Origin of the sequence: Oceanibaculum pacificum, from assembly GCF_001618175.1 — a bacterium.
Lineage (GTDB): Bacteria > Pseudomonadota > Alphaproteobacteria > Oceanibaculales > Oceanibaculaceae > Oceanibaculum > Oceanibaculum pacificum.
On sequence record NZ_LPXN01000116.1, the window covers coordinates 80,852 to 99,393 of the forward strand.

General features: G+C 63.6%; 21 protein-coding genes and 1 riboswitch. Of the genes, 10 read left to right on the top strand and 11 right to left on the bottom strand.

Translation table 11 applies throughout. From position 1 onward, the window contains the following. The 7 genes from cysT (AUP43_RS11760) to AUP43_RS11790 all read right to left on the bottom strand — a co-directional run bounded on the left by cysT (AUP43_RS11760) (position 1) and on the right by AUP43_RS11790 (position 5,987). Entirely contained in the window at positions 1-885 is an 885-nt protein-coding gene (cysT, locus tag AUP43_RS11760) for a sulfate ABC transporter permease subunit CysT (RefSeq protein ID WP_322096432.1), read from the bottom strand. Continuing rightward, on the bottom strand, positions 882-1,904 hold the full coding sequence (gene cysP / locus AUP43_RS11765) for a thiosulfate ABC transporter substrate-binding protein CysP (protein ID WP_067557039.1): 1,023 nt from the start codon (positions 1,902-1,904) through the stop codon (positions 882-884). Before cysP ends, cysT (AUP43_RS11760) begins: the two co-directional genes overlap by 4 nt. A 28-nt stretch (positions 1,905-1,932) precedes the next feature. Beyond that, a complete protein-coding gene (locus tag AUP43_RS11770) occupies positions 1,933-2,484 on the bottom strand; it encodes a carboxymuconolactone decarboxylase family protein (protein WP_067557042.1) in 552 nt (183 codons plus the stop codon). A gap of 83 nt (positions 2,485-2,567) precedes the next feature. Beyond that, a riboswitch (SAM riboswitch) is annotated at positions 2,568-2,646 on the bottom strand. An 86-nt stretch (positions 2,647-2,732) separates the two neighbouring features. Further along, complete coding sequence (cysW, locus tag AUP43_RS11775; RefSeq protein ID WP_067557045.1) at positions 2,733-3,611, bottom strand: sulfate ABC transporter permease subunit CysW; 879 nt, start codon at positions 3,609-3,611, stop codon at positions 2,733-2,735. A gap of 5 nt (positions 3,612-3,616) precedes the next feature. Beyond that, positions 3,617-4,465: a sulfate ABC transporter permease subunit CysT gene (gene cysT, locus AUP43_RS11780; protein WP_067557048.1), complete on the bottom strand. Its 849-nt coding sequence runs from the start codon at positions 4,463-4,465 to the stop codon at positions 3,617-3,619. A 3-nt stretch (positions 4,466-4,468) separates the two neighbouring features. Further along, the gene (locus AUP43_RS11785; protein WP_067557051.1) at positions 4,469-5,482 is read right to left on the bottom strand and encodes a sulfate ABC transporter substrate-binding protein; all 1,014 of its coding nucleotides are present in this window, start codon (positions 5,480-5,482) and stop codon (positions 4,469-4,471) included. Positions 5,483-5,507: 25 nt separating this feature from the next. Then, positions 5,508-5,987: a rhodanese-like domain-containing protein gene (locus AUP43_RS11790; RefSeq protein WP_067557054.1), complete on the bottom strand. Its 480-nt coding sequence runs from the start codon at positions 5,985-5,987 to the stop codon at positions 5,508-5,510. A 555-nt stretch (positions 5,988-6,542) separates the two neighbouring features. On the opposite strand from AUP43_RS11790, the gene cysG reads away from it, so the two are divergent. The 6 genes from cysG to AUP43_RS11820 all read left to right on the top strand — a co-directional run bounded on the left by cysG (position 6,543) and on the right by AUP43_RS11820 (position 11,383). Then, entirely contained in the window at positions 6,543-7,964 is a 1,422-nt protein-coding gene (gene cysG / locus AUP43_RS11795; RefSeq protein WP_067557057.1) for a siroheme synthase CysG, read from the top strand. Positions 7,965-7,973: 9 nt separating this feature from the next. After that, positions 7,974-8,282: a DUF2849 domain-containing protein gene (locus AUP43_RS11800; RefSeq protein ID WP_067557060.1), complete on the top strand. Its 309-nt coding sequence runs from the start codon at positions 7,974-7,976 to the stop codon at positions 8,280-8,282. After that, positions 8,279-9,979 (top strand): nitrite/sulfite reductase, encoded by a 1,701-nt coding sequence (locus AUP43_RS11805; protein ID WP_067557063.1) that lies wholly within the window; start codon positions 8,279-8,281, stop codon positions 9,977-9,979. The genes AUP43_RS11800 and AUP43_RS11805 overlap by 4 nt, the downstream gene beginning before the upstream one ends. Further along, on the top strand, positions 9,966-10,466 hold the full coding sequence (locus AUP43_RS11810) for a DUF934 domain-containing protein (protein WP_067557066.1): 501 nt from the start codon (positions 9,966-9,968) through the stop codon (positions 10,464-10,466). Before AUP43_RS11805 ends, AUP43_RS11810 begins: the two co-directional genes overlap by 14 nt. Positions 10,467-10,664: 198 nt before the next feature. Further along, the gene (locus AUP43_RS19595) at positions 10,665-10,799 is read left to right on the top strand and encodes a hypothetical protein (RefSeq protein WP_269746874.1); all 135 of its coding nucleotides are present in this window, start codon (positions 10,665-10,667) and stop codon (positions 10,797-10,799) included. Between the two features lie 92 nt (positions 10,800-10,891). Further along, positions 10,892-11,383: an Lrp/AsnC family transcriptional regulator gene (locus tag AUP43_RS11820; protein ID WP_067557072.1), complete on the top strand. Its 492-nt coding sequence runs from the start codon at positions 10,892-10,894 to the stop codon at positions 11,381-11,383. A 29-nt stretch (positions 11,384-11,412) separates the two neighbouring features. On the opposite strand, the gene AUP43_RS11825 is transcribed toward AUP43_RS11820, so the two are convergent. The 4 genes from AUP43_RS11825 to AUP43_RS11840 are packed head-to-tail and all read right to left on the bottom strand — an operon-like array spanning position 11,413 to position 15,006. Further along, positions 11,413-12,285: a TauD/TfdA dioxygenase family protein gene (locus AUP43_RS11825; protein ID WP_067557076.1), complete on the bottom strand. Its 873-nt coding sequence runs from the start codon at positions 12,283-12,285 to the stop codon at positions 11,413-11,415. 24 nt (positions 12,286-12,309) lie between these two features. Further along, positions 12,310-13,140: an ABC transporter permease gene (locus tag AUP43_RS11830; RefSeq protein WP_232315117.1), complete on the bottom strand. Its 831-nt coding sequence runs from the start codon at positions 13,138-13,140 to the stop codon at positions 12,310-12,312. Beyond that, the gene (locus AUP43_RS11835) at positions 13,133-13,981 is read right to left on the bottom strand and encodes an ABC transporter ATP-binding protein (RefSeq protein ID WP_067557082.1); all 849 of its coding nucleotides are present in this window, start codon (positions 13,979-13,981) and stop codon (positions 13,133-13,135) included. The genes AUP43_RS11830 and AUP43_RS11835 overlap by 8 nt, the downstream gene beginning before the upstream one ends. A gap of 2 nt (positions 13,982-13,983) precedes the next feature. Next, positions 13,984-15,006: an ABC transporter substrate-binding protein gene (locus tag AUP43_RS11840; protein WP_067557085.1), complete on the bottom strand. Its 1,023-nt coding sequence runs from the start codon at positions 15,004-15,006 to the stop codon at positions 13,984-13,986. Positions 15,007-15,833: 827 nt separating this feature from the next. Between AUP43_RS11840 and AUP43_RS11845 the strand changes: the two genes are divergently transcribed. The 4 genes from AUP43_RS11845 (at position 15,834) to AUP43_RS19030 (ending at position 18,480) form a co-directional block, all read left to right on the top strand. Next, complete coding sequence (locus AUP43_RS11845; RefSeq protein ID WP_067557088.1) at positions 15,834-16,085, top strand: hypothetical protein; 252 nt, start codon at positions 15,834-15,836, stop codon at positions 16,083-16,085. Between the two features lie 18 nt (positions 16,086-16,103). Further along, positions 16,104-17,045, top strand: coding sequence for a sulfurtransferase (locus tag AUP43_RS11850; protein WP_084462760.1), 942 nt, complete (start codon positions 16,104-16,106; stop codon positions 17,043-17,045). Positions 17,046-17,164: 119 nt separating this feature from the next. Continuing rightward, complete coding sequence (locus tag AUP43_RS11855) at positions 17,165-18,340, top strand: YeeE/YedE family protein (protein ID WP_067557091.1); 1,176 nt, start codon at positions 17,165-17,167, stop codon at positions 18,338-18,340. Beyond that, positions 18,337-18,480, top strand: a complete 144-nt coding sequence (locus AUP43_RS19030) for a hypothetical protein (RefSeq protein WP_157089333.1) — start codon at positions 18,337-18,339, stop codon at positions 18,478-18,480. Before AUP43_RS11855 ends, AUP43_RS19030 begins: the two co-directional genes overlap by 4 nt. Positions 18,481-18,542: the final 62 nt, after the last annotated feature.

An 18,542-nucleotide genomic window follows, 5' to 3' on the forward strand; every position in this document is an offset into this window, starting at 1 on the left:
TCAGGACCGCCGCATGTAGCGCAGCTGCCAGAGCTGTAGCGCGTTGACCGCGAACAGCATCACGAAGGCCGACAGCAGGATCACCGTCGCCAGCGCCGCGGCGGCCGGATAATCGTACTCGTCGATGCGGATATAGGTCAGCAGCGCGGTGATCTCGGTGCGCATCGGCAGGTTGCCGGCGATGAACACCACCGCGCCGAACTCGCCCAGGCTGCGCGCGAAGGCCAGCGACGCGCCGGCCAGGAAGGAAGGCATCAGCACCGGCCAGATCACCCGCGCGAAGAGCTGCCCGTCGGTCGCGCCCAGCATATGGCCGGCCTCCTCGATCTCGACTTCCAGATCCTCCAGCACAGGCTGTATCGTGCGCACCACGAAGGGCAGGCTGGTGAAGGCCATGGCGATGACGATGCCGGGCTGCGCATAGGCGATCTTGATGCCCATCGGCTCCAGCCATTGCCCGAAAATTCCGTTGCGCGCGAACAGCGCGGTCAGTGCGATGCCCGCCACCGCCGTCGGCAGGGCGAAGGGCAGGTCGATCATCGCATCCAGCAGCCGCCGGCCGGTAAAGTCGTAGCGCACCAGCACCCAGGCCAGTAGCAGGCCGAAACCCGCATTGAACAGCGTCGCATAGAAGGCGGAGCTGAGGGTGATGCGGTAGGTCGCCACCGCCCGGCGCGAACTGACGATGGCCCAGAATTCGGCCGGGCTGAGGCTGGCGGCGTGCAGCAGCAGGGCGGCGATCGGCAGCAGCACGATCACCCCCAGATAGGTTGCCGACAGGCCCAGCGTCAGGCCGAAGCCGGGCAGGGCGCGCCGTTGCCTGCGCCGTCTGGACGGCGCAGGGGCGGCAGCCCGACCGGAGGGAAGGGAAGACAGGCCAATCACCGCTGGCCGAACAGCTTGTCGAGTGTGCCGCCGGAGGCGAAATGCTCTTGCGTCACCTTGTCCCAGCCGCCGAACGCATCCTCCACCTTGATCAGCCGGATCGCTGGCAGCGGCGCGGCATATTTCTTCGACACGGTTTCATCCTGCACTCGGTAGAAGAAGTCGCGGGCCAGCACTTCCTGCGCGACCGGGGCATAGAGGAAGTCGAGATAGGCCTTGGCGACCTTCTGGCTGCCGCGCTTCTCCGCAACGCCATCGACCACGGCGACCGGGAACTCGGCAAGCAGGCTGACGGAGGGGGTGATGGCTTCGTACTTGTCCTCGCCATGCTGCTTGCGCATCGCATGGACTTCAGATTCGAAGGTGATCAGCACATCGCCGATGCCGCGTTCGATGAAGGTGGTGGTGGCCCCGCGACCGCCGGTATCGAACACCGGCACATTGTCGAACAGCTTCTTTACGAAAGCCTCGGTCTTGGCCGTGTCGCCGCCGAACTTCTCCTGCGCGAAGCTATAGGCCGCCATATAGGTATAACGCGCATTGCCGGAGGTCTTCGGGTTCGGGAAGATCACCTCCACCCCGTCGCGGACCAGATCGTCCCAATCCTTGAGCGCCTTGGGATTGCCCTTGCGCACCAGGAAGGCCGGCAGGGAATAGTAGGGCGAGGCATTGTTCGGGAATCGCTGCTGCCAGTCGCCGGCGACCAGCTTGCCCTTGTCGTGCAGGATCTGCACGTCGGTCACCTGGTTGAAGGTGACCACATCGGCCTGCAGCCCTTCCAGGATGCTGCGCGCCTGGCGGGAGGAGCCGGCATGCGACTGCTTCACCTCGATATCCTGGCCGGTCTTGTGCTTCCAGTCGGCGACGAACAGCGGATTGATCGCGGCGAACAGCTCGCGAGCGATGTCGTAAGAGACGTTCAGTATGGCATCCGGCTCTGCCGCCTTGGCGGGGCTGCCCAGGGTAAGTGCGCCGGCGATCAGTGGCAGCGCCAGCAGACGCGATAGTCGCTTCGTCATGATGTCTTTCCTTCCATTCTGTTCCGGTTCAACTCGCCAGACGCTGGGCGGTTGGGGTTTCGTCCCCGATCCGCAGCGCCTCGTTGAACTTGTTGAAAAAACCGCAGAGGGTGATGCGCAAGGTCAGTTCGACGATCTGCGCCTCGCTGAAATGCAGGCGAAGCTGCTCAAACAGCGAATCGGGAACATGGCCGGGCCGGGTCCAGGCGATGGCGGCGTATTCCGCGACCAGCTTATCGATGGCGTTCAGCTCGGGGTGGTTCGCATAATCCAGCAGCCGCTCGATGCCAGCCTCCGATACGCCTTCCTCGGCCAGGAAAGGAGCGTGGCGGGAAACGCAATAATCACACTCGTTCAGTTTCGAGACGGTCAGGATCGCGATTTCCAGATAGCGCTTCGGCAGCGTTCGGGCACGCCGCAGCTCCAGCAGCATCGGCATGAGATGCCGCAGCGCGGAGGGTACATGCGCGAGCACAGCTACCTGATTACGGAAGGGGCCGTAATTATCAGCGAACTCCTCGTAGACCGCCGCCAGATCAAGCGGTATTTCCATGGATGAAAGGGGGCGCACTCGGGTCATCGCTCGACTCCTCTGAACGGGGGCGACGCGAGGCGACCGGTGCGGCATAAGCCCAAACCCACGATGGAGATCAGGGCCCGGCTATCAACCGAACACCGACCTTTTAGCGAGTTGTTTAACGTGGCCGCAAGCCGGTCGGCTCAAATCACCACGGAATAATCGGACGGTATTGTACAGTATCACAGTGAGTCAACAATAAATTAACGTGTAAGTTTGTTTTGTTATATATTTAACAGTATCGAATTGTATTAATGCTTGCCGCCAGTCGATAACTCATGTCCGAAGCGCCATTCCAGCACACTCTTGGCGACCAGCGTCACCAGCGCCAGCAGGGCGAGGATCGAGGCGACGGCGAAGGCGGCGACGAAATTATATTCGTTGTAGAGAATCTCCGCATGCAGCGGGATCGTGTTTGTCTTGCCGCGGATATGGCCGGAAACCACGGACACCGCGCCGAACTCGCCCATCGCGCGCGCATTGCAGAGCAGCACGCCGTACAGCAGGCCCCATTTGACGTTGGGCAGCGTCACCTTCCAGAACGTCTGCCAGCCGTTCGCCCCCAGCATGATGGCGGCTTCCTCCTCGTCCGTCCCTTGCGACTGCATGAGCGGGATCAGTTCTCGCGCGACGAAGGGAAAGGTGACGAACACGGTCGCCAGCACGATGCCGGGCAGGGCGAAGATGATCTGGATGTCGTTCTCGCGCAGCCAGGGGCCGAGATAGCCTTGCGCGCCGAACAGCAGCACATAGACCAGGCCGGAGATAACCGGCGACACTGAGAAGGGCAGGTCGATCAGCGTTATCAGGAACGCCTTGCCCCGGAACTCGAATTTGGCGATAGCCCAGGAAGCGACGACGCCGAAGACGATGTTCAGGGGCACCGAGATCGCGGCCACCAGCAGTGTTAGCCGGATCGCCGACAGCGCGTCGGGCTCGGCGATCGCCTCTAGAAAGGGAACGATACCGCGCCGCAGCGCCTCGATGAAGACGGCGATCAGCGGCAGCAGGATGAACAGCAGCAGGAAGCCCAGCGACAGCGCCATGACCGACCAGCGCACGGCGCGCGAATCGCGCTGCGCCTCGCGGTTAACGCCGCCGGTCTGGCCATGGGACAGAAAAATCGTCATGTGCCTCACCTTTCGTCCCAGCGACGGCTGTAGCGCTGCAGCAAATTGATGATCAGGAGCAGGACAAAGGAAGCGAGCAGCATCACCATGCCAATGGCCGCCGCCGCCGCGTAGTCGTACTGTTCCAGCTGAACGACGATCAGCAGAGGCGCGATTTCGGAGACCATCGGCATGTTTCCGGCGATGAAGATGACCGACCCGTATTCGCCCACGGCCCGCGCGAAGGCCAAAGCATAGCCGGTGAGCAGCGCCGGCATCAGTGCTGGCAGCACGACCCGTCGGAAAGTGACGGCGCGGCCAGCGCCCAGGGTTACCGCAGCCTCCTCCAGTTCCGGGTTGAGATCCTGCAGAACCGGCTGCACCGTACGCACCACGAAGGGCAGGCCGATGAAGATGAGTGCCACCACGACGCCCGCCGGGGTGAAGGCGATCTGAATACCCAGAGGGGCGAGGAACTGGCCGATCCACCCGTTCGGCGCATAGAGCGCGGTAAGAGCGAGGCCCGCCACCGCTGTCGGCAGGGCGAAAGGCAGATCGACCATCGCATCGACGATCCGTTTCAAGGGAAAGTCGTATCGCACCAGCATCCAGGCCACCGCCAGCCCCAATCCGACATTGACCGTCGCCGCAATCAGCGCCGCCCCGAAGCTGAGCCTGAGAGAGGCCAGCACACGCGGCGAACTGACCACGTCCCACACGCCTTCGGCACCCAGCGTCCAGGGCCGCAGAACCAGGGCCGCAAGCGGGATCAGGATGACCGCGCCCATATAGGCCAGTGTGAAACCCATTGCCGGGCCGAAGCCCGGCAATGGGCTGCGCCGCCTGCGGGTGAAAAGGAGAGCGGCGGTGCTCATCGGTTAACGGCCGACCTTGTATATCTGGTCGAACTCTCCGCCATCGGAGAAATGCTTCTTTTGCGCAACCTGCCAGTCGCCGAAATCCTGGATGGTGAACAGCTCCAGGTTGGCGAAGCGTTTCCCGAACTCGCCGGCATATTCAAGCTGGCGCGGACGGTAATAATGCTTGGCCGCAAGCCGCTGGCCTTCAGGCGAGTAGAGGAAATTCAGATAGGCCTCGGCCTGCTTGCGGGTGCCGCGCTTGTCGACGACCTTGTCGATGATGGCGACCGGCGGTTCCGCCAGGATGGAGACGCTGGGAACCACGATCTCCAGCTTGTCCGGCCCCAGTTCGTCGATCGCCAGGAAGGCCTCGTTCTCCCAGGCCAACAGCACATCGCCAATATTGCGCTGCACGAAGGTGGTGGTGGAGCCGCGCGCCCCGGTATCCAGCACCGGCACGTTCTTGTAGAGCGTGGTGACGAACTTCTTGGCGGCTGCGTCACTCTTGTTGTTGTGCTTCAGCGCATAGCCCCAGGCGGCCAGATAGTTCCAGCGCGCGCCGCCGGAGGTCTTGGGATTGGGGGTGATAACCTGGATGCCGGGCTTCACCAGATCTCCCCAATCTTTGATGTTCTTCGGGTTGCCCTTGCGGACCAGAAACACGATGGTGCTGGTGTAGGGCGTGCTGTTGTGCGGAAACTGCTTCTGCCAGTCCTTGTCGAGCAAGCTGGCATGCTCGGCGATGGCGTCGATGTCGTAAGCCAGGGCCAGGGTGACGACGTCCGCTTCCAGACCGTCGATCACGGCTCTTGCCTGCTTGGCGGAACCGCCATGGGAGACGGAAATGGCCAATGTCTCGCCGGTTTCCTTCTTCCAGTGTTCCGCGAAGACCTGGTTGAACTCCTTGTAGAGTTCACGGGTCGGATCATAGGACACGTTCAGCAGCGTCTGCTGCGCGGCGGCGCCATAGATCGATCCGCTGGCCACTAGTGCGCCCAGTGCGGCGGCGAAGAAATGTCGGGTGAGTCTCATGATAAAATCCTTCTGATGAAGAGGGTCAATCCTGCCGCCAGGGCAGGCCAGCGGCCTTCCAGCCGTCCAGGCGGCCGCGATGGCCCGAATCGTCGCGTGGACCTTCGAAGCCGCCACGAATGCTGTAACTGTTGGGAAAATCGGGCAGCACATGCCGCACGGCGGCTGCGCTTCGTCGTCCGGTTCGGGACAGAAACAGCAGCGTCTGGCGCGAACTCAGGACAGACATGATGAGTTGCCCGCGAAAATCCGGGTTGGGGTTGGCATAGGGACGCAGCAGCCAGCTCAGCAGCAATGGCCGTTTGCGCAGGCTGTCCAGCACCGGGACGCCGGCGTAGCGCCATTCCGGTTCGCAGCGTACATCGATGAGCACGGCGTTCGGATTGGCGCTGAGCCATTCCCAGGCGGTTTTCACGGTAACGTAGGGGACCGAGTCGTTCATCGCGGTCCGGCGGAAGCTGTTATCGTCGATACCGCTCGATATCGACGCGGTTTGGTGGTGCATAGCGGTCTTCCCAGGGCGGGGCTGGGGGGCGCGGTAAGCCGCGCCGACCGGTCCCGGCCGATCGTCAAGCCTTTGAACGTTGCCCCGTCTTGCGGGGCTGCTTTGGGGAAGCGCCAACGCCGTCCGAACGACGCTTGGCAGCTTCGGCAGGTTCTAGCCTGCGACAGCTATGTGTATCGACAACAAAGATAGCGAACCATGGTGCCCGTCCTTCTCTAGCAGGGGCTACCACGAAACAAGTTCGTGGCGCTTTAGCGTTTGGTCACGCGGCGCAAGCTGCTCAATCAAATTGCCGCGGGCTGTTCAGGGGCGGAGCCACCGCCGATCACGCTAAAAGAGTGCGGGCTGGCCTTGGGAAAGTCAATTAATTCCACATAAAAAAAATGTTTAAGTTGAGGATCGCAAGGAGAAATTTGTCCTATCTGCGTGCCAAACAAGAGAAAAATATTATTCGCCCAACACTGTATCGTCGCTTTTGGAAATCGACATCCAAACAACAGTACACTTCCAAAGTGTAAATATGGCTCCTTCTTGAGAGCGCCGGATGGGACAGCGATGCAGCTTGACGCCACATTTCCCGTCTTTCACCTCGTCTCCGGGCGGAAAGTCCTGTTCGTAGGCGGTGGCGATGCTTGTCTGCGCAAGCTGCGGCTGTTCGCTGGCAAGGGCTGCAGGCCGGTCGTTGTCGCCCCTGTGATCGACCCGGCCGTTGCCGCGCTGGTCGAGGCCGATGGCGGCGCGCTGTATCATCGTGTTTTTGCGCCCAAGGATTTGGACGGAGCCGCGCTGGTCTTTGCTGGCTCGGCGGATGAGAGCGAACTACAGGCCGTCAGCGCCGCCGCCCGGAGGGCCGGGGTGCCCGTGAATGTGCCCGACCGGCCCCAACTCTCCAGCTTCATCATGCCGGCGATCATCGACCGCGCGCCGATCACAGTCGCTGTCTCCAGCGCCGGCGCGTCGCCGGTCCTGGCGCGGCGGATCAAGTCGCGTATCGAGAGCCTGCTGCCCGCCAGTCTCGGCCGGTTCGCGCAGTTCCTGCAGCGTTTCCGGGAGGCGGCGAAGCAGGAGCTGACGGATTTCGAGCAGCGCCGCCGGCTTCAGGAGAGCCTCGCCGAAGGGCGGGTCGCCGAGCTGTTTCTGTCGGGTGACGAACCCGCCGCGGAGGCAGCCGCACAGGCGGCCCTACGCGGCGCAACTTCCGCCGTTTCGGAGGGGTCGGTCGTGCTGATCGGGGCCGGCCCGGGGGACCCCGATCTGCTGACCTTGCGGGCCGTGCGCGCGCTGCAGGAGGCGGAGGTGATCGTCCACGACAAGCTGGTCGATCCGCGCGTGCTGGATTACGCCCGCCGCGATGCCCGGCGCGTCTATGTCGGCAAGTCGCGGGCCAGCCATACCTGTTCGCAGGCGCAGATCAACGAGATATTGATCGCCGAGGCCAGGGCGGGCCATCGCGTCGCCCGGGTGAAGGGCGGCGATCCCTATGTGTTCGGGCGCGGGGCGGAGGAGATCGCCGCGCTGCGCGATGCCGGTATCCGTACGGAGGTCGTGCCCGGCCTAACGGCGGCGCTGGGTTGCGGCGCCGCAGCCGGCATACCACTCACCCACCGCGATCTTGCCAGCGGCGTGACGATCCTTTCCGGCCATGGGCTGAAGGGCGAGCCGGCGCTGGACTGGTCTGCGCTGGCGCGCTTGAACCATACGCTGGTGATCTATATGGGGCTGGCCAACCTGGCCTTTCTGTCGGCCCGGCTGATCGAGGGCGGTCTGTCACGCGCAACGCCGGCGGCCATTATCGAGAACGGCACTAGGCCGGACCAGCGCATCGTCGCCGGCACGCTGTCCGACCTGCCGGCCCTGGCCACGGCACGGGGGCTGACCGGCCCGGCGCTGATCATGGTCGGCGATGTCGTCGCTCTTTCGGATGCCTTGCCTGAGGCCGCGCGCAAGCGCCTGGTCCCGCTGCGCTTTGCCTCGTAAGGAATCGATATGCCGCAGAAAATCATCACCGCCAATCGTCTGATCGACGGCGAGGTGGTCTGGCTCGGTCCTGACGGGGATTGGGTGGAGGCCGTTGCCGCAGCCGCGATCTTCGATGCGGCGGCGCTGGAGGTGGGGATGGAAGGCGCCAGGCGCGGCGTGGCGGCAGGGCTGGTCGTCGATCCTCTCGCCATCGATGTCGTGCTGCGGGGTGGCGCGCCGGTTCCGTCCCGCCTGCGCGAACGAATCCGGGCCTTCGGACCTACCGTCCACCCCGATTACGGCAAGCAGGCCGACGGGAAGGGAACCCATCCATGAACATCCAGGCACCTTACACCCCGGCCCCGCATGCCGGCGTATACCGTTATGACGAATTCGATCGCGAGTTCGTACGCCAGCGCACCGAGGAATTCCGTTCCCAGGTGCAACGCCGCCTGTCGGGCGAGCTGACCGAGGAAGAGTTCAAGCCGATCAGGCTGATGAACGGCCTCTACCTCCAGCTTCACGCCTACATGCTGCGCGTGGCTATTCCCTATGGGCTACTGAATTCCGACCAGTTGCGCCGCCTGGCCCGCATCGCCCGTGTTTATGACAAGGATTACGGCCACTTCACCACGCGGCAGAACATCCAGTTCAACTGGCCGACGCTGGCGGACACGCCGGATATCCTGGCCGAGCTGGCGGATGTCGATATGCACGCCATCCAGACCAGCGGCAACTGCATCCGCAATGTCACCACCGATCAGTATGCCGGCGCCGCCGCCGACGAGGTGCTGGACCCGCGCGTCTATGCCGAGATATTGCGGCAATGGTCGACCCTGCATCCGGAATTCACCTACCTGCCGCGCAAGTTCAAGATCGCCATCACCGGTGCGCCGAACGACCGGGCCGCGGTGAAGGTGCACGATATCGGACTGCTGGCGAAGCGCGCGCCCGATGGCAGGATCGGCTTCGAGGTCTATGTCGGCGGGGGGCTGGGTCGTACGCCCTATATCGGCATCAAGACCCGCGACTGGCTGGAGGAACGGGACTTCCTGGCCTATATAGAGGCCGTGCTGCGGGTCTATAACGAGCTGGGCCGGCGCGACAATATCTACAAGGCGCGGATCAAGATCCTGGTCAACGAGATGAAGCCCAAGGCATTCATCGCGATGGTCGAGGAGGAGTTCGCCCGCGTGCCGCGCGACACATACGGCCTGGACCCGGCCATCGTCGAGGCGATCCGGCAGCATTTCGCGCCGCCGCCGCTGGCGGACCTGCCCGCCAGGTCCGACCGCTTCGAGACAGATTACGCCGAGGACCGTGCCTTCGCCTGCTGGGTCGATGGCAACACGGCGGCGCATCGGGCGAACGGCTACCGCATCGTCAATATCTCGCTGAAGCCGATCGGCGGCATTCCGGGCGATGCCAGCTCCGCGCAGATGGAACTGGTCGCCGAACTGGCCGACCGCTACAGCTTCGGCGAAATCCGTGTCGCGCATGAGCAGAACCTGGTGCTGGCGCATGTGCGGCTCGACGATCTCCACGCGCTCTGGCAGGCGCTGGTCCCGGCCGGGCTGGCGACGCCCAATATCGGCCTGGTCAGCGACATCATTGCCTGCCCCGGCCTGGATTACTGCGCGCTGGCCAATGCCCGCTCGATCCCGGTCGCACAGCGCCTGTCGGAACGCTTCGCGGATCTGGACCGGCAGTTCGACATCGGCCGCCTGCAGGTGAATATCAGCGGCTGCATCAACGCCTGCGGCCATCACCATGTTGGCCATATCGGCATTCTGGGCGTTGATAAGAAGGGCGAGGAATTCTATCAGATCACGCTGGGCGGCAAGGCGGAGGAGGATGCGGCCATCGGCTCCATCCTCGGCCCCGGCTTTTCCAGCGAGGCACTGATCGATGCCATCGAGACGCTGATCGAGACCTATCTAAAGCTGCGCCGCGACCGCACGGAAAGCTTCATCCAGGTGGTCGAGCGCCTGGGCAATGCGCCCTTCAAGGAAGCACTCTATGCCGCTGCTTGATCAGGGACGCGTGGTCGAGGACGCCTGGATCCGGGTCACTGATGACGCACCCTTGCCCGATGGTCCGGCCATTCTTAGCCTGGAACGTTGGCGCATGGATAGCGGGCGGCTGGGCAACCAGCCCTATCCGCTGGGCGTGCTGCTGGAAAGCGACCAGGGTGCCGCGCTGATCGCCGAGGATTTGCCGCGTCTGGCGCTGGTCGCCGTGGCGTTTCCGAAGTTCCGCGACGGCCGCGGATTCACGACGGCCCGCACGCTGCGCGAACGCTATGGCTTCACCGGTGAGGTGCGCGCGGTCGGCCATATCCTGCCGGACCAGTACAGGCACTTGCTGCGCTGCGGTTTCGACCGAGTGGAAACCCCGCCCGGCAGCCCGCCCGCCAGTTGGGAGGCCGCGCTGGGCCTGGTGGATATTGCCTATCAGCCCGGCCAGGGGGAGGATCAGGCGCTCTCCCTGCTGCGCCGCCGGCTAATAATGCAGAAATAAACTGTTATTTTCTTCATATAACATATTTCTTGACGGGTTTATTTTTCGGCCACACGATACCAGAGTGATTAATTCGCCGATTGGCCTGCGTAACGGGCTCGCGGGAATTTGACGGGACAGCTTGCGCCGCGACACCAAATGCTAAAGCGCCACGAACTTGTTTCGTGGATCCCCCTTTTGTCAGGGAGTTCCATGCTCATGGCCACTCGATTTCTTCAGTCTCTGTTCGTCCTTATCTCCGCCGTCTGTGACCGGGCGGTGGGCGCCTATGCGACCGGCGATGGCGACGATCCGGACATCGCGATCTTCTGTCATTTCGGCCCCTGCTGCTGAGAGTCCTCGCCGCAGACGCGGCTGTACCGCCGATTCGCTCGGCCGTCAGCCGCGCTGCGATCTCTTTTGGGATTTCAGCGGGAGCAGAGATCATGGACCGAATAGACCGCAAGATACTGGTTGCCCTGCAGGAAAATGCGAACATCTCGGTGGCTGAACTGGCCGACCGCGTCGGCCTGTCGCAGACTCCCTGCTGGAAGCGCGTGCAGCGCCTCGAGGCGAGCGAAATCATATTGAAGCGCGTGGCCCTCGTGGCGCCGGAGAAGATCGGCCTGGGCCTCACCATCTTCGTCGAGGTGGAGACCGCGAACCATTCCAACGACTGGCTGCGCAGCTTCGCCGAAACTGTCTCGGCGATGCCGGAGGTGATGGAATTCTACCGGATGGCCGGCGATGTGGATTACATGCTGCGCGTGGTCGTGCCCGACATGGCCGGCTATAATGATTTCTATACGCGCCTGATCGCCAGCGTGCCGCTCAAGAAAGTCACCGCGCGCTTTGCGATGGAGAAGCTGAAATTCACCACCGCCTACCACATCCAGGTGGAGGAGCCGGCGGCGCGGGTCGGCAGGCCGGCCGCCTGACGGGCGGCCGGCGCCCCTTCATACCCGCATCATACGGGCACGTCGCCCTTCACGGTCGTGCGATAAAGCGTGCGGCGCTGTCCCGGCGGGCAGCCGACGGCCAGGTGCTGGATGCATCGATTGTCCCAGAACACCAGGTCGCCCGGCCGCCATTTATGCCGATAGATCAGCGACTCCCGGGTTGAATGCTCGAATAGATAGGCCAGCAGGCTGTCGCTGACCGGCTTTGGCAGCCCCTCGATGGTGCCGGTGAAGCCCTCGCTGACGAACAGCGCCTTGCGCCCGGTCTCGGGATGCGTCCGCACGACCGGGTGGGATTCCGTCGGCACCTGGGCGAGCTGTTCCGTCGATAGCGGGTTGCGCGCGTCGGATTTCTGCCGCAGCTCGTCGTAGCGCAGCGTGTAGGAATGCGTGGCCCGCAGCCCCGTGACCTGCCGCTTGATGTCCTCCGGCAGGGTCTCATAGGCCAGGTACTGGTTGGCGAACAGCGTGTCGCCATCGTCCTGCGGCAGCTCCTGCGCGTGCAGCAGCGAACCCAGGCTGGGTTCCGCCTTATAGGACAGGTCTGAATGCCAGTAGCGCCCAGCATCGCCCAGGCCGATCTTGCGCCCATTCTCCACCACGTTGGACACCACAAGTATCTCGGGATGGCCTGGCAGGTGGAATTCCTTCAGCACATGGATCTGCAACTCGCCAAAGCGGCGGCTGAAGGCGATGTGCTGTTCCGGTGTCAGCGCGTGCTGGTCGCGGAACACCAGCACCTGGGCGTCGAGGAACGCCTCATGCACCCGCGCGAAGGCCGCGTCGTCGAGAGGCCGGGACAAATCGATGCCGACGATCTCGCCGCCCAGCGGCGCGTCGAACCGGCGATACTCGAACGCCGTCTTCTGTAGAACGCCCATGAAATTCTCCTTCTAGAAAGGGGGTTAGCGCTGCATGCCCCAGCGCCGGACGGTGCGCGCCTCCAGCGTGCGGAAGATGCCGATCTCGACAATCAGGCCGATCAGGATGACCGCCACCAGCCCGGCGAACACCTTGTCGGTGAACAATTCGTTGCGGTTGCGGAAGATGAACCAGCCCAGGCCGCCGGAACCCGACGAGACGCCAAACACCAGTTCGGCCGCGATCAGGGTGCGCCAGGCGAAGGCCCAGCCGATCTTCAGGCCGGAAAGCAGGGAGGGCAGCGCCGCCGGCACCAGAATCCGCAGCACGTAGGACGCGCCGCGCAGACCGTAATTCCGGCCGACCAGCCGCTGCGTCTCCGGCACCGACTGGAATCCGGTAAGCGTCGCCAGCGCGAAGGGCCAGATGACCGAATGGGCCAGCACGAAGAGCAGGCTGGTCTCGCCAAAGCCGAACCACAGCAGCGCCAGCGGCAGCAGGGCGATGGCCGGTAGCGGGTTGAGCATCGCGGTCAGGGTCTGCAGCCCTTCGCGCAAGAAGCTGTTGCTGACTGCCAGCGCCACCAGCACGAGGGCGATCAGCACGGACATCACATAGCCCTTCACCAGCACACTTACCGAAACCGCTACCGCCGGGAGCAGGTTTTCCGTGCGGATCGCTTCCCACAGCGCGGCGGCCGTTTCGCTGAAGCTGGGCAGCATGATCGGGTTGTCCTGCCAGATCGCCGCCACCTCCCACACCGCCGCCAGGATCAGCAGGACCAGCGTTCGCTTGACGAAGACCGAGTTCCCGAAGGCCTTCCATTTCGGTTGAAAGGATATCAACGCGCCTGCTTGCGCCGTGCCGTCAGACATGCGCAGCCTCATTTTCGTGCGAGAAGAGAAGGCCGTTCACGTCGCGTATTATGCGCTCGAAAGCCGGGCTGCCCTGATCATCGAAGCCGAGATGACCGGTGCTGAATGTGCCAACCGTGCGCCCGGGATGCGCCGACAGCAGATGCAGGTCGGTGCCGATCAGCACCGCCTCCTCAATCGAATGGGTAACGAACAGCAGAGTCACCTCGATATCCTTGACCAGGGCGAGAAGATCGGCCTGCAGCTTGCGCCGGGTCAGCGCGTCCAGCGCGGCGAAAGGCTCGTCCATCAGCAGGATGTCCGGCTCCATCGCCAGGGCGCGGGCAATCGCCACACGCTGCTTCATGCCGCCGGACAAGGTGTGCGGATAGGCGTCCAGGGCACGGGTCAGCCCGACCCTGGCCAGCGCCGCCTCGGCACGCTGCCGCGCCTCATCCCGGCCCAGCTTGCGCGCGAGGCGCAGCGGGAAGGCGACATTGCCGGCAACTGTCTTCCAGGGCAGGAGTTGGTCGAACTCCTGGAACACGACCACGCGGTCTGGTCCCGGTCCCTGAACCTTTCTGCCACGTAGCAGGATGCTGCCCTCGGAAACCGGGATGAAGCCGGCAACCGCCTTTAGGATCGAGGATTTGCCGCAGCCGGAAGGACCCAGCAGCACCAGCCGCTCGCCCTTGCGCACAGTCAGGCTGACCCTATCAACCGCGCGCAGCGTCTCCTGCTCTCCCACGTAATCGAGGGAGACATTCTCGACGGACAGCACGGTTTCCTGCGGCGTTGCCCCTGGCGACGCTTGCGCGTCGCCAGGGGAGGACCGCAGCGCGGCCTTGCTCTGGGCAGTCATGCTCAGCTGCCCGTCCGGTCGTGGATGTCGGGGAAGAAATAATCCTTCCAGCTCGACGCCTTGTTCTTGATGGCACCGATCTCGTGCAGGAAGTCGGCATAGATTTCGGTCCGCAGCGGGGTCGGATCGAAGCTGATCTGCGGATCGCTGACGATCGAGAGAATCAGTGCCTTGTCCAACTTGGAACCGGTAACCCGGATATAGGTATCGGCGGCCGCATCGTGATTGGCGTGAATCCACCGGCTCGCCTCGTCCAGCGCGGCAAGGAACGCCTTGTAGGTCTTCGGATTCTCCTCGCGGTACTTAGCCGTGGTGTAGATCGTCACCGAGGTGGCGGGGCCACCCAGCACTTCATAGGAATCCAGCACCTTATGAATCTTCGGGTCTTTCAGCACCTGATACTGGAACGGCGCGCTGGAGAAATAGCCGGTGATGGTGCCGGAGCCGGACAACAGCGCCTGCGTGGCGTCAGGATGCGGCAGCGAGACTGTGAGCTTGTCCAGGGCGTCGAACTTGTCCTTGCCGAACGCCTTGGCGGCGGCGATCTGCAGGGTCCGCGCCTGCACCGAGACGGTGACCGAGGGCAGGGCGATCTTGTCGGCCTCGGTGAAGTCGGCCAGCGTCTTCACCTTCGGGTTGTTGCTGACCAGATAGAACGGTGCCGCGATGCCGGCGGCGATCCCCTTCACATCCGCCCGGCCCTTGGTACGGTCCCAGATCGTCAGCAGCGGCCCGACGCCGGCGCTGACGATATCGACCGAGCCGGACAGCAGCGCGTCATTGGCGGCAGCACCGCCGCTGACACGCTGCCATTCCGTCTTGATCTCGATCCCTTGCGCCGCGCCATGCTTTTTCAGCAGATCCTGGTCACGGATGACATGGAAGGGCAGATAGGAAATGCCGAATTGCTCGACGATGCGGATGGTGCCTTCCGCATGGCTCGGCGCGGCGAAGAGCGTTGCCGCGGTAACGGCGACGAGCCCGGCCAGGATGGCCCTGCGGCTGCGGGAAAGAAGAGTTCGCATTGCGTGTCCCCTAATCTGGAGCGCCCACGAGCGGGCGTATGATTGGATGGAAGAAAGCAGGCAGAGGCCGTAACGGCCGCCACCAAGGCTCAGCCGCGATCAGAAGCGCGTTCCGTCAGCAATTTTTGGAAATGCCGTGTGTCGTCTGGTGGAATGCAATTTCCATTGCGGCCTCGCCAATGTTGGGAGCCCACGAAGACACTTCGTGGCGCTTTAGCATTTGATGACGCGGTGCAAGCTGCTCGATCAAATCCCGCGACCGGTGGATGCCGGTTCGTAAACGCTAGCCAAATACCATCGGCCCCTCAATAGGCGGGTATTTCCAATTTTGGAACGAGTGGAGAATATATTGCCTTTTTTTAAATGCCGGATAGATTTGTATTCTAGATTTTCGTCATAAATATTTGTTTTTAAAGGAAAAAATACAGTCGACGAGCACCGGTAAACTTGGTTTCCATGGTTGACTGGGCACGGAGCCGCTTTCACTATAACCACGTGATTTTCACCGGTTGGTCCGCGTAACGGACCCGCGGAGATTTGACGGGAGCAGCTTGCGCCGCGACACCAAACGCTAAAGCGCCACGAAGTCGCTTCGTGGTTCCCCTAATGAAGGAGAACCAAGCTATGTCCATGCGACAGATGCCTTTGCGCCACATCTTCCCTGCGATCCATGCAGCGGCCCCCTCGGTCGCTCCTGAGCGAATGTGCTGTAGCTGCGGCTGTTGATGCCGCCGTCCTGAGCGGCCTTATCAGGCCGCGACCTCTCCCATCGACTGACAACAGCACAGGAACCCGGCCGAATGGCCGGGTAGCAGGGAAGTTGCACCATGCTTCAAATTCGTAACGACGCCTTCCTCATCGAGGTCGGCACCTTGGACGCCGGCGTCGCGATCCGCGACGGCCACGCTTTCCACTTCGTGTCCGCCGATCCCCGTTTCCAGGAGCTGGAGACGCGGAAATTCGGCGATCTCGGCCAGCTGCAGCGCGCGGCGGATGCGCTGGGGCGCCACAAGCCCAGGGGGAAGGGGCGGCGTATCGGCCATCCCATCCTCGAAGGCCGACAGAACGCTACCCAATAACAAAGAGGAGATCGAGCCATGTATCATCGTGTTTTGCGGTTGGCGACCATTGCCGGCCTTGCCTTTGCCGCCGCCGGTCTTGACGGCGTAGAATCCCGCGCCGCGACGCCGGAGGGACCTCTGGTCTCGACTGAATGGCTGGCGGCCAATCTGAACGATCCGAAGGTGCGGGTGATTGAGGTCAGCGTCCAGCCCGGCGTTTTCGAGCGTGGCCACATCCCCGGGGCTACAAATGTGCGCTGGCATTCCGATCTGGTGGATCCGGTCCGGCGCGACATCGCCAGCAAGGAGGCTTTCGAGACGCTCGCCTCCACCCATGGCGTGACGCCGGACAGCACCATCATCCTCTATGGCGACAATAATAACTGGTTCGCCGCCTGGGGCGCCTGGGTGTTCAAGCATTACGGCGTCGATAATGTCCGCCTGCTGGATGGCGGCCGCAAGAAGTGGGAGGCGGAGAAGCGCGAGCTTTCCAGCCGTCCCGCCAGCGTGACGCCGGGCAGCTTCAAGGTGACCACCGTCCGGCCGGAACTGCGTGCCCGCCTGGCTGACGTTCTGGAAGCGGTCGATGGCAAGCGCGATGCCCGTCTGGTCGATATCCGCTCCAAGGATGAATATGAGGGCCGCATCTTCGCCCCGAACGGCGTGCCCGAACTGGCCATTCGCGCCGGTCATATTCCCACCGCCGCCAATGTGCCTTGGGTGAAGGCGGTGCAGGAAGACGGCACCTTCAAGAGCAAGGAAGAGCTGAGGAAGCTCTATGCCGACGCGGGCATCGACGGCAGCAAACCGGTGATCGTCTATTGCCGTATCGGCGAACGTTCCGCCCATACCTGGTTCGCGCTGAGCCAGATACTGGGCTACGAGACCCGGCAGTATGACGGGTCCTGGACCGAATATGGCAACGCCGTTGGCGTGCCGATCACTAACCTCGCCGGGACAGTCTGGACCGGCAAGTAAGAGGTTCCGGGGCCTGTCCGGCACCCGGGACGGCAAGGTGATCCCTTGTCCTTCATGTTCCTCCTGAAACTCGGGTGGCCCGGCGCGGCCACCCGCTTTTTCCGTTCAGGTGAGCCGCTATGCACACACTTCTCCCCTACGGGCCGGCGGCGCTGGTCCTCTGCCTGATCGATCTGGCAGCGGACCGGTTGCAAGCCGGCATGGGCGCCACCGCCGGCTTTTCGCTGCTGCTGGGGGCCGCCCTGGGCATTGTCTTCCAGCGCGGCCGCTTCTGCTTCCAATGTATTTTCCGCGACCTGTTCGACGGCGACGGCCGGCCGGCGCAATCCATCGTCGTCGCGCTTCTGGTCGGCATGCTGGGCTATTGGCTGATCTTCTCCGCCTGGTTGCCGGACCCGCAGACCGGCCGCCTGCCGCCGGGCGCGCATATCGGGCCGGCCGGACCGGTGGTGATTGTCGGCGGCATGGTGTTCGGCCTGGGCATGGGGCTGTCGGGGGCGTGCATCAGCGGCCATCTCTACCGGCTGGGGGAAGGGTCCGTGCGCGCGCCCTTCGCGCTTGTCGGCGCGCTGCTCGGCTTCGCGCTCGGCTTCTGGAGCTGGGAGCCGCTCTACACGCTGTACGTGTCGCGCGCGCCGGTGCGCTGGCTGCCCCAGGCGCTGGGCTATGGGGGAGCGATGGCCTTGCAGGCCGCGCTGCTGCTGGCCGTTGCGCTGTTCCTGGACCGGCGCCGTCCGCCCGACAAGGCCGCGCTGTCCGCGAGTTCGCTGCCGCGCCGGCTGCTGGTCGAACGCTGGCCGCCGGTCATCGCCGGAACCATCGTCGGGCTGATCGGCGTCGCCGCCTATTTCCGCATGGAGCCGCTGGGAGTCACACGGCAGATCGGTACCCTGGCCCGCGCCGGCGCGGAACGGCTGGATCTGATTCCCGGGCGGCTGGTCGGGCTGGACGGCCTTGCCGGCTGTATCAGCCGTGCCGGCCAGTTGCTTACCGATAACGGCCTGCTGATCGGCGGCATCGTGCTCGGTTCCTTCGCCGCCGCGCTGGCCGCCGGGGCGTTCCGGCCGGCGCGCCAGCCGCCCGGCAAGCTGGCCAGCGCCCTGTTCGGCGGGGTGCTGATGGGCTGGGGTGCGATGGTGTCCCTGGGCTGCACGGTGGGCGTGCTGCTGTCGGGCATCATGGCCTTCGCCGAGGCCGGCTGGCTGTTCCTGGTCGCCACGCTGATCGGCAGCTATGCCGCCCGGATACTGGAACCGTCCATCAATCCCCTCGGACAACAGGAGATGACGCGATGACACACCGTATCCGGACAGCGCTGCGCAGGTGCATGGCCTTTATCGCCGGCCGCAGCGACAAGCCGCTGGGTATGGTCTATCCCGTCGACCTGCCGGAAGCCGAGCAGGCGATTTACTGGCACATAGGCTTCTACTGCTAAAGCCGCTGGTTCTTCCCTCAGACAGCAAGGAACCTGTGGCAACTCTCGGTGGATTCACGCCC